General features: G+C 73.8%; 14 protein-coding genes. 11 read left to right on the top strand and 3 right to left on the bottom strand.

The features are described from left to right. Positions 1–21: 21 nt before the first annotated feature. Positions 22–618, bottom strand: coding sequence for a TetR/AcrR family transcriptional regulator (locus tag ABTX81_RS26260; protein ID WP_350550028.1), 597 nt, complete (start codon positions 616–618; stop codon positions 22–24). Between the two features lie 180 nt (positions 619–798). Between ABTX81_RS26260 and ABTX81_RS26255 the strand changes: the two genes are divergently transcribed. The 4 genes from ABTX81_RS26255 to ABTX81_RS26240 all read left to right on the top strand — a co-directional run bounded on the left by ABTX81_RS26255 (position 799) and on the right by ABTX81_RS26240 (position 6625). Beyond that, positions 799–2376 (top strand): AMP-binding protein, encoded by a 1578-nt coding sequence (locus tag ABTX81_RS26255; protein WP_350550133.1) that lies wholly within the window; start codon positions 799–801, stop codon positions 2374–2376. 10 nt (positions 2377–2386) lie between these two features. Next, positions 2387–3568, top strand: coding sequence for an acyl-CoA dehydrogenase family protein (locus ABTX81_RS26250; RefSeq protein WP_350550026.1), 1182 nt, complete (start codon positions 2387–2389; stop codon positions 3566–3568). A 106-nt stretch (positions 3569–3674) separates the two neighbouring features. Next, a complete protein-coding gene (locus ABTX81_RS26245; protein ID WP_350550023.1) occupies positions 3675–5120 on the top strand; it encodes an MFS transporter in 1446 nt (481 codons plus the stop codon). Positions 5121–5149: 29 nt separating this feature from the next. Continuing rightward, the gene (locus ABTX81_RS26240) at positions 5150–6625 is read left to right on the top strand and encodes a flavin-containing monooxygenase (protein WP_350550021.1); all 1476 of its coding nucleotides are present in this window, start codon (positions 5150–5152) and stop codon (positions 6623–6625) included. A gap of 39 nt (positions 6626–6664) precedes the next feature. Here ABTX81_RS26240 and ABTX81_RS26235 read toward each other — a convergent pair whose 3' ends face one another. Both ABTX81_RS26235 and ABTX81_RS26230 read right to left on the bottom strand, forming a co-directional pair. Then, the gene (locus ABTX81_RS26235) at positions 6665–7327 is read right to left on the bottom strand and encodes a hypothetical protein (RefSeq protein ID WP_350550019.1); all 663 of its coding nucleotides are present in this window, start codon (positions 7325–7327) and stop codon (positions 6665–6667) included. After that, the gene (locus ABTX81_RS26230) at positions 7324–7884 is read right to left on the bottom strand and encodes a sigma factor-like helix-turn-helix DNA-binding protein (protein WP_350550016.1); all 561 of its coding nucleotides are present in this window, start codon (positions 7882–7884) and stop codon (positions 7324–7326) included. The genes ABTX81_RS26235 and ABTX81_RS26230 overlap by 4 nt, the downstream gene beginning before the upstream one ends. Before the next feature lie 320 nt (positions 7885–8204). Between ABTX81_RS26230 and ABTX81_RS26225 the strand changes: the two genes are divergently transcribed. The 7 genes from ABTX81_RS26225 (at position 8205) to ABTX81_RS26195 (ending at position 14857) form a co-directional block, all read left to right on the top strand. Further along, entirely contained in the window at positions 8205–9026 is an 822-nt protein-coding gene (locus ABTX81_RS26225; protein ID WP_350550013.1) for an SAM-dependent methyltransferase, read from the top strand. Positions 9027–9254: 228 nt separating this feature from the next. Next, positions 9255–9512 (top strand): hypothetical protein, encoded by a 258-nt coding sequence (locus ABTX81_RS26220; protein WP_350550010.1) that lies wholly within the window; start codon positions 9255–9257, stop codon positions 9510–9512. A gap of 220 nt (positions 9513–9732) precedes the next feature. Then, complete coding sequence (locus tag ABTX81_RS26215; protein WP_350550008.1) at positions 9733–11580, top strand: phage tail sheath C-terminal domain-containing protein; 1848 nt, start codon at positions 9733–9735, stop codon at positions 11578–11580. A 7-nt stretch (positions 11581–11587) separates the two neighbouring features. Further along, the gene (locus tag ABTX81_RS26210; protein WP_350550005.1) at positions 11588–12112 is read left to right on the top strand and encodes a phage tail protein; all 525 of its coding nucleotides are present in this window, start codon (positions 11588–11590) and stop codon (positions 12110–12112) included. Between the two features lie 13 nt (positions 12113–12125). Next, a complete protein-coding gene (locus ABTX81_RS26205; protein ID WP_350550003.1) occupies positions 12126–12857 on the top strand; it encodes a hypothetical protein in 732 nt (243 codons plus the stop codon). Then, a complete protein-coding gene (locus ABTX81_RS26200; protein ID WP_350550000.1) occupies positions 12850–13572 on the top strand; it encodes a hypothetical protein in 723 nt (240 codons plus the stop codon). The genes ABTX81_RS26205 and ABTX81_RS26200 overlap by 8 nt, the downstream gene beginning before the upstream one ends. A 16-nt stretch (positions 13573–13588) precedes the next feature. Then, positions 13589–14857 (top strand): Pvc16 family protein, encoded by a 1269-nt coding sequence (locus tag ABTX81_RS26195; protein ID WP_350549997.1) that lies wholly within the window; start codon positions 13589–13591, stop codon positions 14855–14857. Positions 14858–14872 lie beyond the last annotated feature (15 nt).

Here is a 14872-nt window from a genome sequence, read left to right as displayed (position 1 = left end):
GCGGCGAGCGGCGACGAGCGCTCAGCCGACAGGGTCGAACCCGCTGGCCCAGTACCGCCCGTGCTTGGACAGGCCCAGCAGCAGCTCGGCCAGCCCCTCGGCCGGCATCCGCTCCGCCTCTCCCTCCAGCCACCACTGCATCACGGCGCAGTGCTCACCGACCCAGGCCCGGGCGAGGACCTCGGGGTCGATCCGCGGTGCGCGGTGGTTCTGTTCCGCCCGGTGGCGGAAGACGGCGGCGATCCGGCGCACCGCCTCCTCGGTGAACATCCGCAGCGGCTTGCCGTCCCCCTCACCGCGCAGGATGACGCGGTAGAGGTCGCGCTCCTCCTCGGCGTGGTGCAGCAGCGCCAGCAGCGGCTCCCCGGTGAAGCCGGTGTCGGACTTGTCGGCGAGCGGCTGCAGACGCTCGCCCAGCTCCTGGAGCAGTTCGGTGGTGACCCTGGTGAAGAGGTCGTCCTTGTCGCGGCAGTGGCTGTAGAAGGTGGCGCGCGCGACATCGGCCCGCTCGGTGATGTCCTCCACGGTGAGCGCCGCGTAGCCGCGCTCCATCACCAGTGCCACCAGGGCGTCGCGCAGCGCGCGCCGGGTCCGCCGTGTGCGCCTGTCCTCGGCCATCGTCACCTTTCGATCCAGGGATGCGGGAGGCGGCGGCCGCGGCTGCGGCTGCGGCTGCGGCTGCGGCGAACTCCCGTGCAGTGAACTCCCAGTATAGAGACCCTTGACAGTCGAGACGTTAATGGACAACCTGTCCGGAAACGATCTGGATGTTTGGAATTCAGTCAGGGGTTGTTGCACATGAACCTGGGCGTCTACCTCACCCGCAGTGCCCGGTACCGGCCCGACGAGCGGGCCCTGGTGTGCGGTGAACGGTCATGGACCTTCCGGCAGTTGGAACAGGACGCCAACCGGCTGGCCGCAGCCCTGGTGGCGCGCGGTCTGCGTCCCGGCGACGCGGTGGCGAGCCTGGCGTGGAACCGCGGCGAGCTGCTGGTGGTCGAGTTCGCGCTCTACAAGGCCGGCCTGCTGCGCGCGCCCGTCAACGCCCGGCTGGGGCGCGCGGAGATCACCCACATCCTCGGCTACGCCCCGGTCCGCCTCCTGGTCTTCGACGCGGCGCACCGCGCGGACGCCCTGGCCGCGATCGAGGCCGCCGGAACCGGCTGCGTGGCCGTGGAGTTCGACGACGACGCGGCCGTGCCGATCGACGGCGCCGCCGACGGCGTGCTGTCCTACGCGAGCCTGCTGGCCGACGGCAGCGCCGACCCGGTGTGCGTCGAGGTGCGGGAGGACGACCCGGCGGTCCTCAACTTCAGCTCCGGATCGACCGGGGCGCTGAAGGCCGCCACCCAGACCTTCGGCAACCGCCTGGCCAACATGCGCAAGCAGCTGATGGGCGAACCCCGTCCCCGGCCCGGCACCCGCTATCTGGCCTGCGGCCCGATCACCCACGCCTCCGGCATGGCCCTGCTGGCCTGCGTCTTCGCCGGCACGACGATCCACGTTCTGCCCGCCTGGGACGTCGAGGCCTTCCTGGCGACGGTCGAACGCGAGCGCATCGACGCCACCTTCCTGGTGCCGGCGATGCTCGGCATGGTGCTGGCCCATCCGGAGCTGGCCACGTACGACCTGTCCAGCCTCAGCGATCTGCGGGTGGGCGGGGCGCCGGTCTCCCCGCAGCGTCTGCGGCAGGCCGTCGAGGCGTTCGGGCCGGTCGTCGGCCAGGGCTACGGCACGGCCGAGACCACCAGCGTCGTCGCCGGGCTGACCGGCGCCGAGATCGCCCACGCCGTCGCGGCCGACCCGGAGCTGCTGGGCTCCTGCGGCCGGGCCGGCTACGACAGCGAGATCCGCGTCGTCGACGAACAGGGCCGAGAACTCCCGCCCCGCGAGGTCGGCGAGCTGACCGTGCGCGGAGCCGACTGCGTCACCGAGTACTGGAACGACCCGGAGCTGTCGGCCGAGACCTTCCGCGACGGCTGGGTCCGCACCGGCGACCTGGCCTGGATGCGCGAGGACGGCTACCTGTTCATCGTCGACCGGATCAAGGACATGATCATCTCCGGCGGCTTCAACATCTACTCCACCGAGGTCGAAGCGGCCCTCTACGAACACCCCGCGGTGTTCGAGGCCTGCGTGGTGGGGGTGCCGGACGAGCGCTGGGGCGAGGCGGTCAAGGCCGTGGTCGCCCTCCGCCCCGGCCACGCGCCGACCGCGGCCGAGCTGATCGAGTTCTGCGCCGAACGCCTGGACCGCCTCAAGAAGCCCCGCTCGGTCGACTACGTGCCCGCGCTCCCGCACAACCGCAACGGCAAGGTCGACCGCAAGGCCGTCCGCGAAACCTACTGGGCCGGCGCCGACCGGCGCGTCAACTGAGGACTCCCCCATGCTCTTCTCCCTGCGCCCCGACTACGCCGCCGACCCCCTGCTGCGGGACCTGGTCGGGCGGCTGCGCGACTACCTCGACGGCGAACTCGCCGCCTACGAGGCCGAACACGGCGTCACCCCGGCGACGCCGATCACCCGCACCCTGCTGGAACCCGTCTGGAGGCGCAGCCGCGAGCTCGGCTTCTACGGCATCCACCTGCCGCCCGAGCTCGGCGGCCAGGGGCTGACCTACACCCAGCTCGCCGCGCTCAAGGAGGAGATCGGCGCGAGCGGACGCGTGCTGGGGCACAGCGTGCTCGGCGAGATGGGCGGCCCGCTGAGGGTCGGCGACATCCTCGCCGGCGCCACCCCGCAGCAGCTCGACCGCTACTTCCTGCCCGTGGTGCGCGGCGAGCGCGCCTGCTGCTTCTCCCTCACCGAGACCGACGCCGGCTCCGACGTCCGCGCGATGCGCACCGTCGCCGTGCCCGCGCCGGGCGGCTACCGCCTCACCGGCCACAAGGTCTTCTCCAGCGCCGGCCCGGTCGCCGACTTCGCCATCGTGATCGCCCGGATGGACGGCACCGAGAAGACCTTCTCCGCGTTCGTCGTCGACCTCGACAGCCCCGGCTGCCGGGTCGCCGACGGCGCCACCCCGATGTCCGGCGAGCACATCGAGAGCGACATCGTCCTGGAGGACTGCTTCGTCCCGGCCGCCAACCTGCTCGGCTGCGAGGGCGACGGCCTGCTGCTCGGCCTGGGCCGGGTCAACGTCAACCGGCTGCTGCACTGCCCCAGCGTCCTCGGCATGGCCCGGCGCGCGATCGCGCTGACCCTGGAGCGCGTCCGCACCCGCACCGTGGGCGGCGCCCCGCTCGCCGAACTGCAGTCCGTCCAGCACGGACTCGCCGACCTGGCCACCGAGTTCTACGCCGCGCGGTCCATGACCTACGCCGCGCTCGCCGACCTGGACACCGGCCCGGTGCCCCGGCTGGAGGCGTTCATGTGCAAGTACTTCGTCGCCGAGTCCGCGTTCCGGATCCTCGACCGGGCCGTGCAGCTCCACGGCAAGGAGGGCCTCACCCAGGGCAACGAGGTCGAGTTCCTGTTCCGCAAGGTCCGTATGTTCCGGGTGCTGACCGGCACCTCCGAGATCCAGCAGAACGGCATCGCCAAGCTCCTGCTGCGCCAGGGCGACTGACCACCGGCCGGCTGCCGGGCCCCGCCCGCCCCCCGGCAGCCGGCCGTGTCCCCCCGGCACCACCCCCGCTCCCCCACCGGAAACCGTGCTCGCTGGAGGTCCCCCCATGCCGCGTGTCCGTGCTGCCACAGGCCCCGCAACGACCGGCCGGAGCGACACCCGCGTCGCCCCCGTCGTCGGATTCCTGATCTTCGTCGAACTCACCAGCGGCATCATCCAGGGGATGACGCCCGCCCTCACCCCTCGCCTGGGGACGGAACTCTCGATCAGCGCGGGCGACCTCAACCTGGTGGCCGGGGCCCAACTGCTGGCCGCGGCGGTCAGCGTCCCGCTCCTCGGCCGCCTCGGAGACGTCCACGGACACCGGCGCCTGCTGCGGATCGCGGTGGCCGGCCTGGCCGTCGGCTCGCTGCTGGTCGCCTGGTCCCCGTCCGTCGGCGTACTGCTCCTCGGCCGCGTCCTCCAGGGCCCGCTGGCCGCCCTGCTGCCCCTGGAGATGGGACTGGTCCGCGACCGGCTCAGTCCCGGGCAGGCCCGCCGCGCCATCGCCCTGCTGGTCGGCGCCCTCACCTTCGGCTCCAGCACCGGCATGGTCCTCGCGGGCCTGCTCAGCCGGGCCGTCCCGAGCGTGCACGGAGTCCTGCTCGTCCCCGCCGTCGCCACCCTGGCGTGCACCGCCGTGGTGTTCCTCCTCGTCCCGGAGTCCACCACCCGGGCCCGCGGCACCGTCGACTGGGCCGGCGCCGCGCTGCTGAGCCTCGGCCTCGCCGCCCTGCTGACGGGCGTCTCCCAGGGGGCCAAGGGCGGCTGGGCCGCCTCCGCGCCGGCCGCCCTGCTGCTGCTCGCCGCCGCCGTGCTGACGCTCTGGGTCTTCGTGGAACTCCGGGCCCCGCACCCGGTGGTGGACATCAGGGTCACCGTGCGGCGCAGCCTGCTCCCCGTCTACACCGCCGCCTTCCTGCTCGGCATCACCCTCTACGGCGCCCAGATCGCCGCCGCCCTCTACCTGGCCGCCTCCCCCGACCGGGAGGGCTACGGCTTCGGGTACAGCCCGCTCGGCATCGGCTGGGTCCTGTTCCCCGCCGGGATCTGCGCCTTCGCCGCCGCCACCGTCTCGCCCGCGCTGGGCCGGGCGCTGGGCGCCCGCGCGGTCCCCGCCCTCGGCGGCTGCCTGCTCGCCGCCGGCTACACCACGCTCGTCCTCGCCCACCACGCGGTCTGGCACTTCGTGCTGCTCAACGCCGTGCTGGGCTTCGGCACCGGGCTGGTGCTGAGCACCCTGCCCGCCCTGGTCATCGACGTCAGTCCGGCGGACCGCACCGGCATCGCCACCGGGCTCTACAGCACCGCCAAGACGCTCGGCGGCAGCGTCGGCAGCGCCGTCTTCGCCGCCGTCCTCACCACGATGACCGTCCGGGGCGGCACCGTCCCCACCGTCTCGGCGTACACCACCGTCTGGTGGCTGTGCGCCGCCGTCTCCCTCGGCATCACCGCCGCCGTCGCCGCCCTGCTGCGGCGGGATTCCCGGACGGACGGCCCGGGAACGCGATAATCGCCCCTGTGACGCGACACAGTGGAGCCATGACCGCCAACCACGCCACCGTCCTCATCATCGGCGCCGGGATCTCCGGCATCGGTGTCGCCTGCCGGCTGCGCCGGGAGTTCCCGGACCGGGACTTCGCGATCCTCGAACGCCGGGACGCCATCGGCGGCACCTGGGACCTCTTCCGCTACCCCGGCGTCCGCTCGGACTCCGACATGTTCTCCTTCGGCTACGAGTTCCGCCCGTGGGACGGGCTCAAGGTGCTCGCCGACGGTGCCTCGATCCGCGACTACGTCACCGCCACCGCCAGGGAGTACGGCGTCGACGAGGCGATCCACCACGGGCTCCGGGTGCTGGCCGCCGACTGGTCGAGCGAGCGGCAGCGGTGGACGGTGACCGCGCTGCACGAGGCGAGCGGCGAGACGCGGACGTGGACCTGCTCGTTCCTGGTCACCTGCACCGGCTACTACGACTACGACCGGGGTCACCTGCCCGAGTTCCCCGGCGCCCAGGAGTTCCGGGGCACCCGGATCCACCCGCAGCACTGGCCGGAGGACTTCGACCACGCCGGGAAGAAGGTCGTCGTGATCGGCAGCGGCGCCACGGCCGTCACCCTCGTCCCGGCGATGGCCGGCACGGCAGCGCACGTGACGATGCTGCAGCGCTCGCCGTCGTACGTCTTCTCGGTGCCGTCGATCGACCGGATCGCCGCCTGGCAGCAGCGGTTCCTGGCGGCCCCGCTGGTCCACCGGATGACCCGCCGGCGCGCCATCGGGGCGCAGCGCGCCGTCTTCAAGGCCTCCCGGCGCTTCCCCCGGGCCGTGCGCCGGCTGCTGCTGGCCGGCGTGCGCCGCGGGGTCGGCCCGGGCGTCGACATGGCCCACTTCAGCCCGCGGTACGCCCCGTGGGACGAGCGGCTGTGCGCGGTCCCCGACGGCGACCTCTTCAAGGTGCTCCGCGAGGGCAGGGCCTCCGTCGTCACCGACACCGTCGAGACCTTCACGGCCACCGGCATCAGGCTGGCGTCCGGCCGGGAGCTCGAGGCGGACGTCATCGTCACCGCCACCGGCCTGAACCTCCAGGCCCTCGGCGGCGCGTCGATCAGCGTCGACGGCGAGGTGCGGGAGCTGCACGACGGCTGCACCTACAAGAGCGTGATGCTGGCCGGCATCCCCAACCTGGCCTGGGTGTTCGGCTACACCAACGCCTCCTGGACCCTGAAGGTCGACCTCGCCTCCGGCTACCTGGTGCGGCTGCTGAGGCACATGGACGCCACCGGCCGGACCGTCGCCGTACCCGTCGGCCGTGCCACCGACGCGACCGACGCCGGCGTGGTCGACGCGCTCTCCTCCGGCTACGTCCGGCGGGCGAAGGACATCATGCCGCGCCAGGGGCGCGCCTTCCCCTGGCGGATGGTCATGGACTACAAGCACGACCGGAAGGTCCTGCTCCGCGACCCGATCGAGGACGGGGTGCTGCGGTTCAGCGGCCCCACGGCGGCCGCCCGGGCCTGACCGCCCGGGCCTGACCGGGCGGCCCGGCGGGCGCCGTCGTCAGGGCTCGCCGCTGAGGTCGCGGACCAGGGTGCTGCTGACCTGGGGCAGTTCGCCGTACTCGGGGTCGTCGCCGTCGACCGGGAGCTGGTGGATCACGGCCGCGAGGCGGGGCGGCAGCTTCACGTCGAGGCCGTGGTGGCACCTGGCGAGTATGTCGGTGAGCACCCTGGCCGGGAGCAGCGCGCGCGGGGCGTCCAGCACGCGCTGCGGCGGGCGGGGCTTGGTGGCCAGCGCCTCGGCCTGCTGGCGCCAGACCTCGGCGTCCAGGAACTCGCCGAGGCTGCGGTGCAGCAGGCTGAGGAACGACGCCGCGGTGTAGGAGCCGCCGCCGGCCGCGAACTGCCACCAGAACTGGGCGCCGTCGCGGTGGTCCGCGACGTACAGCAGCGCGCCGAGCACCAGGGCGCCCTCGGGCTGGATCCGCTCACCGTTGACGAGCAGGCCCAGGGAGGCCGCGGCGGACGGCATCGCCAGCACCAGGGAGGCGGCGAGGTCGAGTTCGTGGGCCGCCTGCCGGTGCTCGGAGGAGAGCGGGCTCGGGGCGGTGAGCAGCCGGTCCCAGGACACCCCGGCACCGCCGGGCTGCGGTCGCGGGGCCCGGGCGGGCGGGTGGACGCCGGTCGCGTTCGGGTGCAGGGCCCGGTCGTGCTCGGTGCTCAACGGCCCTCCCCGCACCGGCCGCCGAGGGCCGCGGCCAGCCGGTCCAGCGCCTGGCGCAGGGTCGAGCGGACGCCGGACTCGGTGGTCCCCAGGTAGTCGGCGATCTGCTCGTCCGGCAGGCCGAGCAGGTACCGCAGCACGATCACGTCGTGGCGCCGCTCGGAGAGCCGGCGCAGCGCGGCGTACAGCTGCTCGTGGCTGCCCTCGGTCTCCACCAGGTGCTGCGCCCGCTCGGCGGCGGCCCGTACCGCGTGGACCCAGCCGGGGACGCTCGCGTGGGTGGGAAGCGGCTCACCGTTCATCATCATCTCCGCCAGGGAGGCGCCGATCTCCTCCTTGAGGATCGCCCACGCGTGGAACGGCGGGACCTTCTCGCGCAGGATGCGGGGCCAATCCTCCCACACCCGGGCCTTGGCGATCTCCACCACGGTGTGCGCGGCGTCGTCGTCGCGCAGGCGCGCGCAGGCGAACCCGGTCCAGGCCCTGCCGTGCGTGTCGCAGAACGCGTCGAACGTCAGGCGGTCCCGGTCGCCGACCACCCAGTCGCGCTCGGTCACGTTCCATTCCTCCCGGCCGTACGACGGTCGCAGCGGTGAACTCGGTTCCCCAGGAGGAACATTAAGGCTTATTGGGTGCCGAGATGTTAAACCGCAACAAGAGGTTTGAAGGTCGGGCACAACGACAGGCGGCCGGCAGGTGGCCGGGGGAAGCACGTCGCTCGAACATGCTCGGATCGAGCCGCCGTGCGATCCGATCCGGTTATCCTGCTGCACACTTGTGGCACCTCGGCGGAACCCCTTGATCGACAGTTCGAGCGTGTGGGCATAGTGGGAGGGACCACGCCGGGCGAGCCGGCGACCGATCAGGGGGAACGCAGATGACGGACGGGGACGGCACGGCCCAGACCGACGACGTGGAGGTCAACCTCGACATCCACCTGGCGCACTCGGCGCGGATGTACGACTACTACCTCGGCGGGACGACCAACTTCCCCGCCGACCGCGAGGCCGCCGGCCGGGCCCTGGCGGTCTTCCCCTACGCCCGCACCGCCGCCCGCGCCAACCGGGCCTTCATGCGCCGCTCGACGTACCTGCTCGCCGAGGCCGGGATCCGGCAGTTCCTCGACATCGGCACCGGCATCCCGACCTCGCCGAACCTGCACGAGGTCGCCCAGGCGGTCGCGCCGGACGCCAAGGTCGTCTACGCGGACAACGACCCGATCGTGCTGCTGCACGCCCGGGCCCTGCTGCGCGGCACCGAACAGGGCGTCACCGCCTACGTCCAGGCGGACGTGCGCGAGCCCGCGGCCCTGCTGGAATCGGCCCGGGCCGTCCTGGACTTCAGCCGGCCGATCGCGCTCAGCATGAACGCCCTGCTGCACTTCGTGCCGTCCGAGGCGCACCGGATCACCGAGGGCCTCAAGGCCCAGTTGCCCAGCGGCTCGGCGCTGGTGATGAGCCACCTCACGCAGGACTTCGCGGCCGTGGAGACGGCCCGGCTCATCCAGGTCTACACCGCCGCCGGCACCGCGGTGGCGGCCTGCACCCGGGACGAGTTCGCGCGGTTCTTCACCGGCTGGGACCTGATGGAGCCGGGCGTGGTCGCCACCCAGCGCTGGAACCCGGCGCCCGGGGAGGACGCCGAGCCGATCACCGACGCCGAGGCCTCCTGCTACGGGGCCGTCGCCGTCCGGCCCTGAGCCTCCCCCCGGGCCGTCCTCCGGGCCGTCCTCCGGAGGGCGTGCGGGCCGGTGAGGTCGCAACGGTTCGATCCCGTACGCCGGTCCGCGCGCCGGAGGGCGGCGCGCCGGGCCGGCGCGGGGCGTCCTCCGGCGCCGTTTCCTGAGCCCGACGCACCGGGCGGACGGCGTGTGCGGGGCGGGTACGGCGGGCAGCACGCCGTCGGCATACCCGGCAGAGGAGGACCGATGTACCCACTCACCCTCTCCCTGTGGCGCACGAGCGTGCCCTACGTCGTCGCGTTCGTCGTGGTGCAGGCCGCCCGGCTCGGCATCCACCTGGACAACGCCTCCGTCACCGCGGCCCTGGTCACCGGCTTCGGGACGGTCTACTACACGGTGTTCCGGTTCCTGGAGCACCGGCTGGGCGCCGGCTGGGGCTGGTTCCTCGGGGCCGCCCGGCCGCCGTCCTACCAGGATCCGTCCAACCGACCGCCGGGCGACTGACCGACCGGGGTGTGGAATCACCGATTCCACACCCCCTGAATAATTGGCACAATAATACAATTTCCCTCTCAAGAAAAAGCCTTGACGGACCGTCGGCCGAATATGAAACTGAGCCTGCCGTCAATGCACCGGGAACCCGCGACCGCCATTTCCCTCCGGGTCCCTTGATGCACGAAGTGAACGGCACGAAGCGAACCGCACGGAGTGAACGGAGGGGGAATTGCCGACGACACCGACCTACCCGGGCGTCTACATCGAAGAGCTTCCCAGTGGTGTCCGCACCATCACCGCGGTGAGCACCTCGGTGACCGCCTTCGTCGGGGCCACCCGGCGCGGTCCGTTGAACCAGCCCGTCACCATCACCAGTTTCGCGGATTTCGAACGCCGTTTCGGCGGGCTCGCGAGCCAGAGTCCGGTCAGTTACGCCGTCCAGCAGTTCTTCCTCAACGGGGGCTCGATCGGGGTCGTGGTCCGGGTCGCGGCGGCCGGCACCGGCGCCGCCGCGGGCGTCACCCTCACCTCGACGCAGACCTCCACCGCCACCCCGGCCCTGGAGGTCACGGCCGTCGAACCGGGCGCCTGGGGCGCGGCGCTGCGGGTCGCCGTGGACTACCGGACGCCGACCCCGGCCGAGACCTTCAACCTCCAGGTCTTCGACGCCTCGGGCGCCGTCCGGGAGTCCTTCGCCGACCTGTCGGTCCGGCCGGCCGGCGCCCGGTTCGCCGAGACGGTGGTCAACGGCGGCTCGGCGGTGGTCCGGGTGAAGGTGCTGACGGAGAGCCGGCCGGACCCGGTGGGCACGGTCTCCAAGCCGTTCGCGGCCACGCTGCCGGACCTCACCCACGAGATCCAGGTCAAGATCGGTGACGACGCGCGGACCGTCCGGATCCACGACCCGGCCGTGGACGGCGCCGCCCCGGCCACCGTCGCCGAACTCGCCCTGCTGCTGGAGCGCAAGCTGCGCGCACTGCCCGACGCCCCGGGCCGGCGGGCCTTCGCGGGCACCCGGGTGAGCGTGTTCGGCCGGCAGCTGCAGGTCGTCGCGGGCTCGACCGACCCGGCCGACGTGGTGCGCTTCCTCGGCGAGGCCGCCAACAACCTCGGCCTGGAGGGCTCGGTCAACCCGCCGGTCCTCGCCCTCGCCGGCGGCCAGGACGGCGGCGCCCCCGGCCTGACCGACCTGATCGGCAGCGAGGCGGGCAAGACCGGCATCCAGGCCCTGCGCGACGTGCAGGACGTCAACCTGCTGGTGCTGCCGGAGCTGGCCGGCTACGCCGACGTCGACGACGCCGTCACGGTCGTCTCGGCCGCCCAGGCGCTGTGCGCGGAGAAGCGGATGTTCCTGATCGTCGACTCGCCGCAGGCGTGGACGACGCTGGACGCCGCCCGGGCGGGCCTGTCCGCCTTCGACTCGGTGCGCGGCGACCACGCGGCGCTGTACTTCCCGCACCTGGAGCTGGTCGACCCGCTCACCGGCCGGCTGCGGGCCTTCCCGCCGTCGGGCACCATCGCCGGCGTGATGGCCCGCACCGACGCCCAGCGGGGCGTCTGGAAGGCGCCCGCGGGCACCGAGGCCGGCCTGCCTGGGGTGCGCGCGCTCACCGTCCCGCTCACCGACCGGGAGAACGGCCTGCTCAACCCGCTCGCGGTGAACTGCCTGCGGACCTTCCCGGTGGTGGGCCCGGTGGCGTGGGGCGCCCGGACCATGGCCGGCGCCGACGCGCTCGGCTCGCAGTGGAAGTACATCCCGGTGCGGCGCCTCGCGCTGATGCTGGAGGAGAGCCTCTACCGCGGCACCAAGTGGGTGGTGTTCGAGCCCAACGACGAGCGGCTGTGGGCGCAGATCCGGCTGAACGTGGGCGCGTTCCTGCACTCGCTGTTCCAGCAGGGCGCGTTCCAGGGCACCTCCGCGCGCTCGGCCTATTTCGTCAAGTGCGACCGGGACACCACCACCCAGGACGACGTCAATCGCGGTGTGGTGAACGTCGTGGTCGGATTCGCCCCGCTGAAACCCGCGGAATTCGTGATCGTCAAGATCGAGCAGCTCGCCGGACAGTTCGAGGTTTAGGATCTCCATGGTCGAGTTCACCGTCAATCCGCACCGGTTCGATCCGTACAAGAACTTCAAATTCCTGGTCGTCTGGGACGGCCGGGTCGTCGCCGGGGTCAGCAAGGTCAGCCCGCTCAAGCGCACCACCGAAGTGGTGAAGCACCGCAGCGGGGGCGATCCGAGCGCGCCGCGGAAATCGCCGGGACGCACCGACTTCGAGGCGGTCACCCTGGAGCGCGGCGTCACCCACGACCCGGAGTTCGACCGCTGGGCCAACAAGGTCTGGATGGTCGGCGCGGGCCGCGGGGCGGAGGTCTCGCTGCGGGACTTCCGCAAGGACCTGGTGATCCAGGTGCTCAACGAGGCCGGCCAGGTGGCGGTCGCCCACAAGCTGTACCGCGCCTGGCCGAGCGAGTACCAGGTGCTCGGCGAACTGGACGCCAACGCCAACGCGGTGGCGATCCAGAGCCTCAAGCTGGAGGTCGAGGGCTGGGAGCGGGACGAGGAGACGCCCGAGCCGGAAGAACCGTCGTTCCAGCAGCCGGCCTGATCGGGGGCGGCTGATGGAACTCGCCGGGCAGGGCGCCCTGTTGGCCACCTGGGAGGCCGGGCTGGCGGCCGGCCGCAGCGCACGGGCGCTGCTGCTGCACACCCTCGCCCGCCCCGGCGCCGGGGCGGAGGAGCTGCTGGCCGTGCCGCTCGGCGAGCGGGACGCCGAACTGTTCGGCCTGCGCGTCGCGTTGTTCGGCGAGCGGCTCACCATGCGGGCCGGCTGCCCGGGCTGCCCGGAGGAGCTGGAGTTCACCCTCGACGCCGGGCAGGTGGTCGGGGCCGCGCGGCCGGCGCCCGGGCCGCTGCGGGTGGAGCTGGACGGCTGGCGGGTCGGCTTCCGGCCGGCCACCCCCGGCGACCTGGCCGCCGCCGAACAGGCCCCCGAGGGCCGGGCCAGGACCGTCCTGCTGGAGCGGTGCATGCTGACCGCCGAGCACGACGGGGAACCGGTGACCGCCCGCCGGCTCCCCGCACCGGTCCAGCGGCGGATGGCCGAGGCCGCCGCGGCCGCCGACCCCTGCGCGGACGTCCGGCTGAACCTCGACTGCCCCGGGTGCGGCCGGCAGACCCTCGCCGAGCTGGACATCGCCTCCTACCTCTGGGAGGAGCTGGACGACTGGGCCCGGGCGACCCTGCTCGACGTCCATCTGCTGGCCACCGCCTACGGGTGGAGCGAGCCGGAGATCCTGGCGCTCAGCCCGCTGCGGCGCCGCTACTACCTGGAGCTGTGTGCCGATGCCTGACCACTTCGACCGTCTGCTCGCGAAGGGCGGACCGGACCGGGAGCGGGCCGGAACCGCGGCCGGCGTGCGCGTGCGCCCGCGCCTGCCGGGGCCGTTCGAACGGACCGACGCGCTCGAACCGCTGCGGCCGGCCGTCGGCGAGGAGCCGGCCGCGGCGGGCCCGCGGACCTTTCCCGCACCGCTCCCCCGGCCGGCGGCGCCGCGTCCGGGACCGCCCGGGCAGGCGCTCCCGGCGACGGTCGGCGACCGGCGGCCGACCGCCGCTCCCGTCCCGCCGCCGGCGCGCACACCGCTGCTGGTCGCGCCGCCGCTCGTCCCGGCCGCGGGAACCCGCGCCGCCCCGGCCGCGCGGGACATCGGGCCGGCGGCGCGGGTGGGGACCCGCCCGGTCGCCGTGCCCCCCGGCACCGCGCCGCGCCGTACCGTCGCCCCCGGGCCGTCGGCCGGAGCACCGCCCGCGCCGCCGCGCCCCGCCGCGGCGCCGGCGTCCGGACGGCGGGCCGCCGTGGCCGCCGTGGCCGCCGCCGCGCGTCCCGCCCCCGGGAGCGGGGCCCGCCGCCCACAGCGGCCGGTCGAGCGGGTGGTGCAGGTCCGGATCGGACGGGTCGAGGTCAAGGCCGCCGAGCGCACCCCGATCACGCCCCGAGGACCGCGGGCGGCCCGCCCGGCCCCGGCCCTCGACCTGGACACGTACCTCACCCGGGAGCCCTCATGACCGAACGGGCGGGCCCATGAGCAATCACCTGGCGATCGCGACCGTGAGCGAGGCGCTGCGGCTGCTCCTCACCCGCGCGCTCTCGCCCGACATCCCGTTCGCGGTCGACGTCGGCGCCCGCAAACCGCCGACCGAGCCGCCGGCCGACCCGGCCATCACCGTCTTCCTCTACCAGGTCACGCCCAACGCCGCGCTGCGCAACCTCGACGCGCCCACCCGCGCGGCCGACGGCACCCTGCTCGCCCGGCCGACCACCGCCCTCGACCTGCACTACCTGATCAGCTGCTACGGCGAGGAGTCCCAGCTGGTCGGCCAGCGACTGCTCGGCTGCGTGGTCCGGGCACTGACCGAACAGCCGGTGCTGTCCCGGCAGTTGATCGACGAGGCGGCCGCCCGGCCGTACCTGGCGGGGACGGACCTGGCCGCCTCCCCGCAGCGGGTGCGCCTCACCCCCGCGCCGATGGACGTCGACGACCTCTCCAAGCTCTGGACCGCGCTGTTCCAGACGCCGTACGCGCTGTCCGTCGTCTACCAGGCCACCGTCGTCCTGATCGAGGGCAGGGCCGATCCGGTGGCCGGCAAGCCCGTGCTGCGCCGCACGGTTCGGGCCGTGCCGTCCCGCGGGCCGGTCGTCGACCAGGTGCTCTCCCGGCCGGCCGGCTCCCCGGACGCCCCCGGGGAGGGGCCGGTGACCAAGGACCGGGAGCTGGTGCTGGTCGGCTCCGGCCTGCGCGCGGACCTGGTCGTGGTCCGGCTGGGCGAGCGGCGGGTGCCGGTCGACCCGGGCGCCGTCCGGGACGACCGGCTGGTGGTCGCCGTACCGGCGGACCTGCCGCCCGGCGTGCACCAGGTGCGGGTGCTGCACGGGCTGGTGCTGGACGGCCGGCCGGCCGCCGACCACCTCGCCATGGAGTCCGACGCGCAGACCTTCGCCCGGCAGCCGCGGATCGTCGCGCCGATCGGCACGGCGGGCCGCAGCGAAGGACCGGCCGGGGTCTCGGCCCGGCTGGACGTCCGGCTGGACCTGCCGCTCGGGGACGACCAGCAGGTCCTGCTGCTGCTCGACGAGTCGCACCCACCCGCCGGGCGGCCGGCGGCGAGCCACCGGTTCCGCGCACCCGTGCCGACCCGGCCGCGCCCCGACCCGTTCGTGGTCCGGGTCCCGGTCGCCGGCGTCCGCCCGACGGCGTACCTGGCCCGGATCCAGGTGGACGGCGTGCCGAGCGAGCTGACGGTGTCCGCCGACGGCACCTTCACCGGTCCCGTGGTGGACCTGACGCACTGATCGCAGACGCACCGA

It is taken from the genome of Kitasatospora sp. NPDC097605, assembly GCF_040302725.1.
Classification (GTDB): Bacteria; Actinomycetota; Actinomycetes; order Streptomycetales; family Streptomycetaceae; genus Kitasatospora.
This window is presented reverse-complemented; position numbering and strand designations above follow the sequence as displayed.

Bases quoted from the DNA above. Each gene is read 5' to 3' on its own strand.
- ABTX81_RS26195 (WP_350549997.1), top strand. From the start codon at position 13,589: ATGAGCAATCACCTGGCGATCGCGACCGTGAGCGAGGCGCTGCGGCTG.
- ABTX81_RS26245 (WP_350550023.1), top strand. From the start codon at position 3,675: ATGCCGCGTGTCCGTGCTGCCACAGGCCCCGCAACGACCGGCCGGAGC.
- ABTX81_RS26210 (WP_350550005.1), top strand. From the start codon at position 11,588: ATGGTCGAGTTCACCGTCAATCCGCACCGGTTCGATCCGTACAAGAAC.
- ABTX81_RS26205 (WP_350550003.1), top strand. From the start codon at position 12,126: ATGGAACTCGCCGGGCAGGGCGCCCTGTTGGCCACCTGGGAGGCCGGG.
- ABTX81_RS26220 (WP_350550010.1), top strand. From the start codon at position 9,255: ATGTACCCACTCACCCTCTCCCTGTGGCGCACGAGCGTGCCCTACGTC.
- ABTX81_RS26225 (WP_350550013.1), top strand. From the start codon at position 8,205: ATGACGGACGGGGACGGCACGGCCCAGACCGACGACGTGGAGGTCAAC.
- ABTX81_RS26260 (WP_350550028.1), bottom strand. From the start codon at position 618: ATGGCCGAGGACAGGCGCACACGGCGGACCCGGCGCGCGCTGCGCGAC.
- ABTX81_RS26255 (WP_350550133.1), top strand. From the start codon at position 799: ATGAACCTGGGCGTCTACCTCACCCGCAGTGCCCGGTACCGGCCCGAC.
- ABTX81_RS26200 (WP_350550000.1), top strand. From the start codon at position 12,850: ATGCCTGACCACTTCGACCGTCTGCTCGCGAAGGGCGGACCGGACCGG.
- ABTX81_RS26250 (WP_350550026.1), top strand. From the start codon at position 2,387: ATGCTCTTCTCCCTGCGCCCCGACTACGCCGCCGACCCCCTGCTGCGG.
- ABTX81_RS26240 (WP_350550021.1), top strand. From the start codon at position 5,150: ATGACCGCCAACCACGCCACCGTCCTCATCATCGGCGCCGGGATCTCC.